This window comes from Colwellia sp. MB02u-9, from assembly GCF_014077085.1.
GTDB lineage: Bacteria > Pseudomonadota > Gammaproteobacteria > Enterobacterales > Alteromonadaceae > Cognaticolwellia.
In genome coordinates, this window is record NZ_JACGVF010000068.1 from 75,021 (window position 1) to 88,433 (window position 13,413).

Annotated in this window: 12 protein-coding genes; 6 read left to right on the forward strand and 6 right to left on the reverse strand. The window is 40.2% G+C overall.

Annotated elements, in window-relative coordinates; translation table 11 throughout:
• Window positions 1-145 precede the first annotated feature (145 nt).
• The 6 genes from rnd to H4J65_RS02610 form a co-directional block, all read right to left on the reverse strand.
• Window positions 146-1,297 carry a ribonuclease D gene (gene rnd, locus H4J65_RS02585; protein WP_310649907.1) on the reverse strand — a complete coding sequence of 384 codons (1,152 nt, stop codon included), beginning with the start codon at window positions 1,295-1,297 and terminating at the stop codon, window positions 146-148.
• A 412-nt stretch (window positions 1,298-1,709) separates the two neighbouring features.
• Window positions 1,710-2,570 carry a 23S rRNA pseudouridine(2605) synthase RluB gene (rluB, locus tag H4J65_RS02590; RefSeq protein ID WP_182195099.1) on the reverse strand — a complete coding sequence of 287 codons (861 nt, stop codon included), beginning with the start codon at window positions 2,568-2,570 and terminating at the stop codon, window positions 1,710-1,712.
• Between the two features lie 145 nt (window positions 2,571-2,715).
• Entirely contained in the window at window positions 2,716-3,279 is a 564-nt protein-coding gene (gene scpB / locus H4J65_RS02595) for an SMC-Scp complex subunit ScpB (RefSeq protein ID WP_182195102.1), read from the reverse strand.
• A gap of 86 nt (window positions 3,280-3,365) precedes the next feature.
• A complete protein-coding gene (locus H4J65_RS02600) occupies window positions 3,366-4,238 on the reverse strand; it encodes a ScpA family protein (RefSeq protein WP_182195106.1) in 873 nt (290 codons plus the stop codon).
• Window positions 4,239-4,336: 98 nt separating this feature from the next.
• Window positions 4,337-4,957 (reverse strand): L-threonylcarbamoyladenylate synthase, encoded by a 621-nt coding sequence (locus tag H4J65_RS02605; protein ID WP_182136364.1) that lies wholly within the window; start codon window positions 4,955-4,957, stop codon window positions 4,337-4,339.
• Between the two features lie 154 nt (window positions 4,958-5,111).
• The gene (locus tag H4J65_RS02610) at window positions 5,112-6,002 is read right to left on the reverse strand and encodes an RNase RNM (RefSeq protein WP_220465075.1); all 891 of its coding nucleotides are present in this window, start codon (window positions 6,000-6,002) and stop codon (window positions 5,112-5,114) included.
• A gap of 363 nt (window positions 6,003-6,365) precedes the next feature.
• Here H4J65_RS02610 and H4J65_RS02615 point away from each other — a divergent pair, with 363 nt between their 5' ends.
• From H4J65_RS02615 to trpA, 6 genes are read left to right on the forward strand one after another with little or no spacing between them, the layout of a single operon-like run.
• Window positions 6,366-8,117 (forward strand): anthranilate synthase component 1, encoded by a 1,752-nt coding sequence (locus H4J65_RS02615; protein ID WP_182195109.1) that lies wholly within the window; start codon window positions 6,366-6,368, stop codon window positions 8,115-8,117.
• On the forward strand, window positions 8,114-8,812 hold the full coding sequence (locus H4J65_RS02620) for an aminodeoxychorismate/anthranilate synthase component II (RefSeq protein WP_182195112.1): 699 nt from the start codon (window positions 8,114-8,116) through the stop codon (window positions 8,810-8,812). The genes H4J65_RS02615 and H4J65_RS02620 overlap by 4 nt, the downstream gene beginning before the upstream one ends.
• 49 nt (window positions 8,813-8,861) lie before the next feature.
• Entirely contained in the window at window positions 8,862-9,899 is a 1,038-nt protein-coding gene (gene trpD / locus H4J65_RS02625) for an anthranilate phosphoribosyltransferase (protein ID WP_182195144.1), read from the forward strand.
• The gene (gene trpCF, locus H4J65_RS02630) at window positions 9,899-11,287 is read left to right on the forward strand and encodes a bifunctional indole-3-glycerol-phosphate synthase TrpC/phosphoribosylanthranilate isomerase TrpF (protein ID WP_182195117.1); all 1,389 of its coding nucleotides are present in this window, start codon (window positions 9,899-9,901) and stop codon (window positions 11,285-11,287) included. Before trpD ends, trpCF begins: the two co-directional genes overlap by 1 nt.
• A gap of 1 nt (window position 11,288) precedes the next feature.
• Window positions 11,289-12,536 (forward strand): tryptophan synthase subunit beta, encoded by a 1,248-nt coding sequence (gene trpB, locus H4J65_RS02635; RefSeq protein WP_182190818.1) that lies wholly within the window; start codon window positions 11,289-11,291, stop codon window positions 12,534-12,536.
• Window positions 12,536-13,363 carry a tryptophan synthase subunit alpha gene (trpA, locus tag H4J65_RS02640; protein ID WP_182195120.1) on the forward strand — a complete coding sequence of 276 codons (828 nt, stop codon included), beginning with the start codon at window positions 12,536-12,538 and terminating at the stop codon, window positions 13,361-13,363. The genes trpB and trpA overlap by 1 nt, the downstream gene beginning before the upstream one ends.
• The last annotated feature ends 50 nt before the right edge of the window (window positions 13,364-13,413 follow it).

Consider the following 13,413-nt stretch of genomic DNA (forward strand, 5'->3'; position numbering starts at 1 on the left):
AAGCTTGCTAACTTGACTTTATCTTAGCAAACTTTGAGTAAAGTTATCATCACAAGACGACAGCGTCTTTACTTGTTATATGATGTTTTACTCAGCGTAATTCAAGCAGCAGTTAAGCGCAATTTATACCTAACTGATACTTAAGTTATTGAAAGTCATTCTCAACAAATGCGAGCAATTTATCACCTAACAAGGGCTTACGCCAACCGCGCATAATATCCACCATGTTGGGATTTTTCTCTGCATCATTGAGCTTAAAATGCCAAGAAAGAAATTGATTTATTTGTTTTTTAGACGCTAAGTTCTCTGTCAATAAGTTGGTTTGTGTACTTAATTCGTTAATATAATTTTTAACTTTTTTAAAGTTCTGTTTATATCCAGGATATTCGTCAAGACGAGTTATTTGCTTAGGTAATTTAATATCTTGTGCTTCAGCTACACGTTTTAATACCGTCAGCATAGCATTACCTTTATGGCGAATATCAAGTAATTCAACACCTTCAATGCTCAACATAGCACCGACATTACTGGGGTTAATTTGCGCTAAGGCTAATAAGGTATGATCTTTAGCAATAAAGCCAATGGGGCGATCTTTTAGTTTAGCTTGTTGATAGCGCCAAATGGTTAATTGCTGCAGTCGATAAAGTTGCGGTGGATTTAAACGCCAAGCCATTTTAACATTGAGATACAACTGGCTTTCATCAATGGCTTTGAATTTACGTTCAACCATGACATCACTTTCTTCTTTTACTGCCGCCAGCCAACCCGACTGTTCAATATCTGCCATTAATCTAGGCAGAATATCAAACAAGTATTCAACATCAGCCGCCGCGTAACTCAGTTGCTTTTGTGTTAGCGGCCTTTTCATCCAATCGGCTCTAGATTCAGACTTGTCTAATTCTATACCCGTGTAATGCGCGATCATAGCGGCATAGCCCATGGATATGCCATGACCTAAAAATGACATGATAATTTGGCTGTCAATTAAGTTTAAAGGCTGACAATTACCTGCGGTAAGAAAAACTTCAAGATCTTCAGAGCAGGCATGCAGCACTTTTTGCACATTCGGATTTTCAAGTAATTGCCAAAAAGGTGATAAGTCTGGTAAAGCGACTGGGTCAATTAAGGCTAAGGTTTTACCGTCGTTTATTTGAATCAGCCCTAATTTTGGATAGAGCGTTCGTGTACGCACAAACTCAGTATCGATAGCCAGTACACTTGCTTGGGAATAGCGTTGACAAACTAGATGTAATTGCTCAGAGTCTTCGACATAAATTCTTTCAAGAGTTGCTTGCACGTAATATCCTATATAAACCAAATACTAAGAAAATCGCTTGTTGTTACATTGAAACGTTAACAGCGGGTAATGGGAAGTTGCATTATACCAATTTGACTCATTAAGTTTGACTCATTAAATCATCAGCTTGCTCATCAGGAAAAATGGATAAATACGAGGCCTAAAATTTAGTCAGTAGTTATTCACCATATAAATTTTATAACGCGGTAGCTTGTCATTTTAACCATTAAAAATAAGCAGATAATTAATCAACTTGGTCTTAAGCGTACCATAGCCTATTTTCTCATTGTTTTCTAACGATTGCTAAGATGATATTTAATGGCTCAGCACAAATAAAAATGACAAGTTCGAGAGTTAATTGAACTTGTCATTTTTTTCAGCACTAACTTTCAGCACTAACATAGTACGATTTTTAACGTTTACGTCTAGTGGCTTGTTTACTGCGGTGTTGATGTTTTTTCACTGAGCGACGAATTCTGCGACTTTTCGCGTTATCCATGGCTTTTTCGTCAACCTTAACTTTACTTTGTGTTTCAGGGACTAAATCAACCAGTGTTCTGTAGTAGTTAACATCTTTTAAGTTTAATTCTGTCCAACCACCTAAAGGTAACTGACGCTTCATTTCCATGTCACCGTAGCGAACACGGATCAAGCGGCTTACTTGTACATCTTGGCTTTCCCACAAACGACGAACTTCACGGTTACGTCCTTCAGATAGCACAACATGGAACCAATGGTTACGACCTTCACCACCTCGGTAAGTAATTTTTTGAAACTTCGCCGTGCCATCTTCTAGTTTAACGCCATGGCGCAAGGTTTGTAACATGGCTTCATTAACGTCACCAAATATACGGACAGCATATTCACGTTCAACCTGTTTTGAAGGATGCATTAAACGATTAGCAAGCTCACCATCAGTGGTAAAAAGTAACATGCCTGAGGTGTTAATATCCAAACGACCTACCGCAACCCAACGACTACCATCTAACTTAGGTAAACGGTCAAATACTGTTGGGCGACCTTCGGGATCTTTGCGGGTACACATTTCACCTTCTGGCTTGTTGTACATCAGTACCCGGCAAAAGTCTTCTTCTAGTGCCTTAAGCTTAATTTGATGGCCATCAACTCGAATAAGTTCATTACCTTCAACACGATCGCCTAAATAAGCGGTTTTACCTTCAACACTCACACGACCAGCGCTAATGTAGGTTTCCATTTCACGACGTGAACCAGCACCTGCTCGTGCTAATACTTTTTGTAATTTTTCAGACATAGGTCTTAACTCTCTTACGTCAGTAACTTCACAGATAACAGGGTATAAAGCCGGCTACTATTACGTCTCTGTCTCTTTAAGTTTAGGGTAAATAACCCCGGTGTTTAGTTATTCTAATGGTGATTATAGCTAAGTGTTAAACACCTTAACTCGTAAAATCTGCCATCGGCATTAGCTCTGGCAATTGGTCGAGTGATGTTAGCGAAAAGTAATCAAGAAATTCTTGCGTACTTGCATACAATACAGGTCGACCTGGCACTTCCTTATGACCTATAGTTTTAATCCAATTTCTTTCCGTTAATGTCTTAATGATTTGACTACTAACACCAACACCGCGAATGTCTTCTATTTCACCACGAGTTATCGGTTGTTTATAAGCAATTAACGCTAATGTTTCTAAAATAGCACGTGAGTATTTCGGTGCTCTTTCTTTATATAAATGCGCTAAATCATCACTAAGCTCTGTGGGTGTTTGAAAACGATAGCCTGAGGCTACTTTATTAAGTTCAACACCACGGCCTTTATATTGGGCCTGAATGGCAATGATTATATCACGAATACGAAGATTACTAATACGATATTCAATTAAAAAATCACGTTTAAGTAATTGCACCGACAACGGCTTATCGGCAATAAATAATGCGGCTTCAACCAAGCGTTGTAGCTTAGCATCGTCGATGTCTTTGTGGCGTATTTTATCGGTTATCATTGCGGCTAATCTCGCCCTTAATTCTTTTATAAGTTCTATTATAAATTCGGTTATAAATTTTGCTATAAGTGCTGCTGCAGGTTTTGCTAGAGCTGAGCATGCCGAGGAAGACAAACGTGTATTTCACCATAAACTTGCGTTTGAACACACTCAATCAACGACTCTTTGATGAGTTCAAGAATGGCTAAAAATGTTACCACAACGCCTTGTTTACCCTCTTTCACGGTAAATAAGTCGCTAAAATTTTGATAAGCTTGCTCATTTTTAGTCTGTGAAAGCGTTGCCAAAATATCTGCCATACGCTCTCTAGTCGATAATGACTCTTTATGAATATGATGATGTTCATAAGCTTGGGTGCGTTTTATGACACCTTGCAGGGCCGTTACTAACTCAGCTAAATCCACTTGGCTATTCAGTATTTCAGGGACAAAATTTTCGGCTAATTCGACATTGGCAACAAAGTTGTCTCGGTCAACTCGCGGTAATTCATCAAGGTTTTCAGCCGCTTTTTTGATCACTTCATATGCTTGTAATTTTCTAACCAATTCGGCTCTTGGATCACCCTCATCTTCTGTCACGGCTTGTTTGGGTAATAATAAGCGTGATTTAATTTCGGCTAAAATCGCTGCCATAAGCAAATATTCAGCGGCTAGTTCCAACTTAATATCTTTCATTAAATCGACATAAGCCATATATTGCGTGGTAATAGGGAAAATAGGTAGATCTAGAATATCAAATTTTTGTTTGCGAATTAAATACAGTAAAAGATCGAGTGGCCCTTCAAACAACTCTAGAATAACTTCTAAAGCGTCAGGGGGAATAAATAAATCTTGTGGTTTTTCAATGATGGCCTCACCGCGTAACAAGGCAAAGGGTAATACTTGCTGCAACATAACACCAGACGCTGGACTATTACCTTGGGTAATCGTATTAGATAATTTATCTGTACTATCGGACATCAGTAGCTTTCAACATTAAAAATTTTTGTTTCATAGATCAGCGAGTAAAGGCTCATGTGCAAAAGATCATGGCTAATCGTTAATTATGCTAAGCCGTTTTATTGAAACGGTGTTGGATCGCCTTCACCAAAACGAATGATTTCAACTTCATCATTAGAAAAATCAATCACAGTGGTTGGCTTTTCGCCTAAATGCCCACCGTTCATAATCAAGTCAACTTGGTGTTCTAAAATATCGCGGATATGCTCAGGATCAAATTCTGCGGTTGCATCACCGGGCATGATCAAGGTAGTCGACATGATTGGCTCACCTAATTCAGCTAATAATGCTTGGGCAATATTATTGTCAGGTACGCGAATACCAATAGTTTTACGCTTTGGATTTAATAACCGTTTAGGGACTTCCTTGGAGCCTTTAAAAATAAAGGTATAAGGCCCTGGGGTATTATTTTTCAGCAATCGAAAAACACTGTTTTCAACACGAGTATATTCTGACAATTCTGATAAGTCGCTGCACATTAAGGTGAAATTATGATCTTTATTAATATCTCTAATATTACAGATTCGATCTAAGGCTTTTTTATCACCGATATGACAGCCTAAAGCGTAACCAGAGTCGGTTGGATACACAATGACGCCACCTTGGCGAATAATGGCAGCCGCTTGTTTCATTAAACGACCTTGCGGGTTATCAGGGTGAACATAAAAAAACTGACTCATAATGAGCTCCAACTAAATAACAGGTTTATCATGAAAGGTGGCGTTAAATTAAGTGATTAATTAAAATTAGCTATACCGCTTAATTACACTGACCTGTGAATAAAATTTCTCACGTACTTTAAAGTGATTAACTACCAACGACTAAAATAGACAATTAACTCATTGCTTGTGTTTGCCAAAGTTGCCAAATAGGTTTGGCCTGCTCAGGCATCACTAAATTTCGCCCTAAGTCACTCCAGCGACTTGGTTGATGAAAGTCAGATCCCATCGAAGCATGTAAATCATATTCTGCACAATAGCTTAACATTATTTTACGCTGTTCGTTGTTCATCTGCGGTAAAACCACTTCTAAGCCATCACCTTGTGCCGCTTTAAAATCAACAATTAAACGCCGTAACCATTTAGCGGTTAAGTCGTACCGGATCGGATGCGCCATCACAGCAACACCACCCGCAGCATGAATAACGGTGACGGCTTCTTCGATACTACACCAATTTGGATTAACATAAGCCCGCTGACCTTTACCAATATATTTATCAAAGGCTGATTGCATTTTACTCACAATACCGCGGTGCAAAAGTACTTTAGCAAAATGTGCTCGGGTAATAGAGCCTTCACCCGCTAATGCTTTAGCTTGACTATAAACGTCGTTAAAACCGCACTTGGTTAATTTTTCGCCCATCGAAATAGCGCGCGCTTCTCGACGTTGCTGTTGTGCTGAAATTAACGTCTGCAATGCCTCATGATCAGTATTAATATTTAAACCAACAATATGAATTTCAAAACCCTGCCATTGCGTCGATATTTCAATGCCATCAATCAAAGTTAATGGAATATTTTTGTCTATAATAGTTTGTTTTGCACTATCAAGACCTTTAACTGTATCGTGATCTGTGATGGCTAATACGTCAATTTGAAAGTTAACTGCCCGTTCTATTAGCTCTTTTGGCGTTAATGCGCCATCAGAGCAATTAGTATGGCTGTGCAGATCAACGCGCAAGTTTGAAAAATCTTTCTCATTTGTAGAATCAGTAGTTGACATCATTACGTGAATCGGTTCTTCTATAGGGACTTAAAACTGCTTAAAACAAGTGCAAGTCGCTAATTAGGCAAGTGAATAACAACGATTTTACTGAGATAAAACAGATAATGATACAAGTAAAAAAAACTATTTCTTTGATTTGGTGGTGGCATAACTCTAGATAACTGGGTTGTGATGTTTACTTGTACGTAAAAACTTCGAAAACCCGCACCCTATTGCGGGTTTTTTGTTTTTAAATTTTGAATTAATTAACATAACAAGAGAATAACTATGTTGCGCATTAAAGGTAAACGTTGGTTCTTATGGTGGCTTCTGCCTATTTACGCTGGATGACCTTTTTTAAATAGATTATTTGTAGGAATACCCATGAGCAATACCCAAGAAAGTAACACCGAAAAAACAACCGAACAAAACACTGAAACAAATACTAAAGAAATACCGTTAAAAGCGGCACACAACAATCAAGAGTCTGGTGCTGTAGTTACTATTACTGATACCTTAAGTTATCAAAGTGACCCGCTTGCGGTCTTTCACACGCTTTGCGCTGACAAAGAAAACACCCTGTTACTAGAGTCAGCGGAAATTGATAAAAAGCATCAATTGAAAAGTTTACTGCTCACCGATACCGCGGTTAAAATTGTTTGTAATGGTCATATAGTCAGCTTTACTGCCTTAAGTAAAAACGGCGAAAATGCGCTTAGCTTTGCTAAACAAGCCTTAGCATCAGTCGCGTCAATTACCGGTGACAACCAGGCTTTCACCGTAAGTTTTGCACAAGTAACTGAACAACTTGATGAACGTTCACGCCTACTTGCTGTTAACCCATTTCAAAGTTTGCGCTTGTTTAATCAACTGAAAAACATTAACAAACACCCGTTCGCCGTATTTCTTGGTGGCGCCTTTGCATTCGATATGATGGCTATAAGTGAGTCGTTGCCCGAAGTTGAGGATAGCGAAAACTCCTGTCCTGACTTTGTTTATTACCTAGCAGAAACGCTGATTATTATTGATCATGAAAAACGCTCCAGTGAAGTGATTACTAACCAATTTACCGGCACAGGTTATGAAACGGCCAAAACGGCCGCATTAGCTAGAATCAAACAAATAAAAGCCACTTTATGTACTGATATAACAGCGACATTTGAGCTTAAAGCTCCAGACATTAATTCAACAGTCAGTGCAAGTCAGGATAATACACTAAGATGTGACATCGACGATGACGCTTTTTGCCAGATAGTGGATGACTTAAAAGAGAACATTTTAGCCGGTGATATTTTTCAGGTAGTTCCCTCTCGCACCTTTAGCCTGACTTGCTCAAATAACCTTAATGCTTATAAAGCCTTAAAACAGAGTAATCCAAGTCCTTACATGTTTTATTTGCAAGATAGTGAATTTTGTATTTTTGGTGCTTCTCCAGAGTCAGCGCTTAAATATCAACAAAGTAACAGACAAGTAGAAATTTACCCTATTGCCGGTACCCGTCCACGAGGGTTTAATCCTGATGGCAGCTTATCACCCGACTTGGATAGCCGTATCGAATTAGACTTACGATTAGACAAAAAAGAATTAGCCGAGCACATTATGTTGGTTGATTTAGCCCGTAATGACATTGCACGCGTTAGCCAACCTGGCACTCGTCACGTAGCTGAATTATTAAAGGTTGATCGGTATTCCCATGTCATGCATTTGGTTTCTCGTGTCTGCGGTACGTTAGAAGATGAATTAGACGCGCTGCATGCTTATCAAGCTTGTATGAATATGGGCACCTTATCAGGCGCACCCAAAGTAAAAGCAACCTCATTGATACGTGAAGTTGAAGGCAAGCGCCGTGGTAGTTATGGCGGAGCCGTGGGTTATTTAACGGGTGAAGGTGATATGGATACCTGCATTGTTATTCGCTCAGCATTTGTAAAAAATAAGCGCGCACAAATTCAAGCCGGTGCCGGCGTAGTTTTTGATTCTGATCCGCAATCAGAAACCAACGAAACCCGACAAAAAGCGCAAGCGGTGATTAGCGCGATTAAAGAGGCAGAAGGTAAAGTATTGATAATTTCTCATCAAAAAAGGCCTGCAACGATAGTAAATAGCGAAACATTACAGCCGGAGGTTAAATCATGAAATCATCTGATGTTGTAACAGACGCTCTGCCAGAGATAGTCATGTTAGATAATCTTGACTCGTTCACCTATAACCTAGTGGATGAATTTCGTTGTTTGGGCTATCAGCACACCATTTATCGCAATACCTTAAGTGCTGACTTTATTTTTAAAAAGCTGCAAGAGAAACAGCAAAGCAACAGCGCAGGTGTTATTCTTGTACTGTCACCTGGGCCAGGCGATCCAACACATGCCGGTTGTTTAATGGCGTTACTAACACTTTGCGCGGGAACATTCCCTATACTGGGTATTTGCTTGGGACATCAGGCATTAATTCAACATTATGGCGGCGTTATAGCGCGCGCACCTGAAGTAGTGCATGGTAAATCATCAAACATCATCCACAACCAATTAGGCGCTTTCAACAATATTGCTAGCCCTTTGCCTGTAGCGCGTTATCATTCGCTGGTTGCGAGTGTTATGCCTAAACAATTAACCATGACCGCACAGGTGAGTTTACTGCACAACAATGAAGAAATTGTTTTACCTATGGCCATTGAACATAGCACGGATGCCGCCATTGGCTTTCAGTTTCATCCTGAATCGATACTCACCACATTTGGCACCAACTTATTAGCACAAAGCCTACGTCATTTATCAGCTTTAGCGAATAAAAACCTTTATAAAGCACAGGGGAATACTCATGACAACCACTGAACTTAGTAGCACAGCTTTACAAAATGCTCAGGCAGTAAGTAACGATGACATGACTCATAGTGCACTTAATACCTTAGTTGACGGTCATTCATTAACGCAACAGCAAAGCCAAAATGTATTTGAACAGGTGATCAACGGCCATGTTGCCCCTGAACGATTAGCCGCGATACTGACTGCCTTAAAAATAAAAGGTGAAACACCGGCTGAAATTGCTGGTGCTGCTATCGCTATTCGCGCAAATGCTACCGTTTTTCCAAGCCAAACCAACAGCGTTGCTGATTGTGTGGGTACTGGTGGTGACGGTGCAAATACCATTAACATCTCCACCACAGCAGCTATTTTAGCAGCGGCTTGTGGTTTGAAAATGGCCAAACATGGTAATCGAAGTGTTTCGAGTATGTCGGGCTCTGCTGATTTACTAGAAGCCTTAGGTGTTAACTTAACCATGTCACCTGAAGTGGCTAGTCAATGTTTGGCACAAGCCAACATATGCTTTTTATATGCTCCGGCTTACCATAGTGGCTTTAAACATGCTGCTCCTGTTCGTAAAGCCATGGCGATTAGAACACTGTTTAATATTTTAGGCCCATTAGTCAACCCTGCAAAACCGGATGTTATGTTACTCGGCGTTTATATCCCTGAGTTAATTAACCCGATAGCTCAAGCCTTATTACTCACAGGTGTTAAGCGCGCATGGGTAGTGCACGGTAGCGGCTTAGATGAAATAGCCTTACACGGAAAAACACAGGTTACTGAGATCAATCATGGTGAGTTAGTTGAAAAAGAAATCTCACCCACAGACTTTGGTCTGAAAAATTATAGCTTGACTGATATTAAAGGTGGAACACCACAAGAAAATGCCGATATTATTCAAGCCATATTGGCCGGTAAAGGCCAAGAAGCTCACAATAGTGCAGTGGTAATTAACTGCGCGGCGCTACTTTATTTACATCGTGAGCAATTAAATGGTCAAGCAGATACCTTATTATTAGCGGCGCAACATGCTGAGCAAGTGTTGGCCTCTGGCGCCGCAACAAAAACCTTAGCAGATTTAGTTCGACTATCAAATTCCGGAGCAGCAGCATAATGAGTAACATTCTTGAGCAAATCGTCGCTAATCGACGTATTGAGATAGCACAACTAAAACAAGACCTGCCTTTAGCCAGCTTTATTGATGACTTAACGCCATCAAAAAAAGACATGTATCAGGCATTAACACGCACAGCAGAGAAACCGTACGCAGGCTTTATTTTAGAATGTAAAAAAGCTTCTCCGTCAAAAGGAATAATTAGAGAAGATTTTAATGCTGGGGAAATTGGCGTTATTTATGATAAATATGCCACAGCGATTTCAGTACTGACCGAACATAAATATTTTCAAGGCGACTTTAGTTATCTCAAAACAGTAAGTGACTTGGTTAGCTGCCCAGTACTGAATAAAGATTTTTTCTTTGACACCTACCAAGTTTATTTGGCAAGACACTATGGTGCTGACGCCATATTATTGATGTTAAGTGTACTAAATGATGAAGAATATAATGAACTAGCAGCGGTTGCTCGGTCATTAAATTTGGCTATTTTAACAGAAGTGTCTGATGAAGAAGAATGTCAGCGCGCTATTACCTTAAACGCAAAACTTATTGGTATTAATAATCGTAATTTACGTGATCTTTCTACCGATATTTCACGTACCTTTGACTTAGCACCCACACTACCGGATGATCGTATCGTTATTTCTGAGTCGGGCATTTATCACAACGCACAGGTAAGAGAACTTGCCCCTGCCGTTGATGGCTTTTTAGTCGGTAGCTCTGTCATGGCTCAAGACGATATTGACCTAGCTTGTCGACAACTGATATTTGGTCACAATAAAGTTTGTGGCTTAACCCGCCCAGAGCATGCGAGTTTTGCTATTGATGCGGGTGCAGAATTTGGTGGCCTTATTTTTGCCGAAAAATCACCTCGATGTATCGATAAAGCTCAAGCAAAAGCCATTATTAACCAAAACCCAAGCATGAAGTATGTTGGCGTTTTTGTTAATCATCCTCAGGAAAAGGTGCTTGAATTAGCCCATGACTTACAACTGAGTGCCGTGCAGTTACATGGCCAAGAAAGCCAAGAATACATTGATAACTTGCGGGAAAAACTGGCCACTAACTGTCAAATATTTAAAGCATTAGCTGTTGATCAAACGGTGCCAACACTAGCAAAAAATGTTGACCATATTGTGCTTGACGGTAAAAGTGCCGGTAGCGGACAAACTTTTAATTGGCAAGCGTTAACTGATAGTGAGCAAGACTTATCAACTTGCTTTTTAGCCGGTGGATTAGCACTCGATAATATCACCCAAGCTTGTCAGCAAATGACCAATCAAGAATTATTTGGCTTAGATATCAACTCAGGTGTTGAATCAAGCCCAGGCATTAAATGTCGCGATAAACTGCAACAAGTTTTCGCCAAAATACGGAATTATTAACATGTTAAAAGCAACAACTGAAAATCAGGTTAAAAAAACCTTACCCGCCTACTTTGGTGAGTTTGGTGGTATGTTTGTCGGTGAATTACTGGTACCCGCTTTAGAAGAGCTTGAACAAGCTTTTATTGAATCACAAACTGATGAGGCTTTTTTACAAGAGTTCAATAAACTACTCACAAGTTATGCTGGCCGCCCTACACCTCTAACCTTGTGCCGCAATATTGTTAAAAACCCATTAGTTAAAATGTACTTAAAACGTGAAGATTTACTGCACGGTGGTGCCCATAAAACCAATCAAGTTTTAGGGCAGGCACTATTAGCAAAACGCATGGGTAAAACTGAAATAATTGCTGAAACAGGCGCTGGCCAACATGGTGTTGCTACCGCCATAGCTTGCTCATTATTAGGCTTGAAATGTAGAGTTTATATGGGTGCTGTAGATTGTCAGCGTCAACAACCTAATGTATTTCGCATGCAATTAATGGGGGCTGAAGTTATACCCGTAACAGCGGGCAGCGGCACGCTTAAAGATGCGGTGAATGAAGCCTTGCGCGACTGGTCAGCTAATTATGAAAATGCACACTACTTATTAGGTACTGCTGCGGGTCCTCATCCGTTCCCGACTATTGTGCGTGAATTTCAAAAAATGATTGGTGAAGAGGCCAAACAGCAACTACTCGCTGAAGAAGGTCGTTTACCCGATTACGTTATTGCCTGTGTAGGCGGTGGCTCAAATGCTATTGGTATGTTTAATGACTTCATCGGTGATGAAGATGTCAAACTTATTGGCGTTGAAGCTGGCGGCAAGGGTACTGATACTTCGCTCCATGGTGCAACCTTAGTGGCTGGCACTAAAGGTATGTTGCATGGTAACTATACCTATATTATGCAAGACAAAGTTGGCCAAATTGAAGAGTCTTACTCTGTATCAGCTGGCCTTGACTACCCTGCTGTTGGTCCACAACATGCACAATTGAAAGATTCTGGTCGTGCGCAATATGTTGCCATAAACGACGATGAAGCGTTAGAAGCATTTCAATTACTCGCACGTAGTGAAGGTATCATTCCCGCATTAGAGCCTTCTCATGCCTTAGCCTACGCCTTAAAAGTAGCAGAGCAAGCGACCGAAGAAACCATTATTTTGGTTAACTTATCAGGTCGAGGTGATAAAGATTTAGCCCATGTAAACGCGATTATATCGCCTGAGACTGCCGAAAAAAGTACGGTAAAGCACAGAGGAGAAGCATAATGAAGCAAGCAACTGAAATTGGCAGTCGTTATGACCAAACCTTTGCAAAATTAGCCACCAAAAATGAAGGGGCGTTTATCCCTTTTGTGATCATCGGCGACCCTAATGCTGAGCAATCCTTTGCTGTGATTAAAACACTGATTGACGCCGGCGCTGATGCTTTAGAACTGGGTATGCCGTTTTCGGATCCCAGTGCTGACGGTATTGTCATTCAAATGGCAGCACTACGGTCATTAAAAGCCAATACTAATACTGATGTTTGTTTAGATATTTTAGCCAAAGTTCGTGCCTATGCACCTGATATACCGATTGGCTTGTTACTTTATGGCAACTTAGTCTTTGCCCGCGGCATCAACAATTTTTATCGTGATGTAGCTACTGCAGGTGTTGATTCAGTACTTATCGCCGATTTACCAATACGTGAAAGTGAGCCTTTTAGACAAGCGGCCATAGCCAATGGTGTTGCCCCTATTTTTATCGCGCCACCTAATGCTAGCGAAGCCACCTTAGAAAAAGTTGCACAATATGGCGCTGGTTATACTTATGTTTTGAGTCGAGTGGGTGTTACAGGCACAGAAACCGAAGCAGAAATGACCGGTCATAAACTTATTCATATCTTGGAGAAATACCAAGCGGCACCAGCCGTTATGGGCTTTGGTATATCAAAACCTGAACAAGTAAAAGCCGCCTTAGCAACCGGTGCAAGAGGGGCTATTAGTGGCTCTGCCGTTGTTAAAGTCATTGAAAAAAATCTTGATGATAACGAGAATATGCTTAAAGAATTAACACAATTTATTAGTGCAATGAAACTGGCTACTAAGCTTTAAGTTAGAAGTTAGAAGTTAGAAGTTAGAAGTTAGAAGTTAGAAGTTAGAAG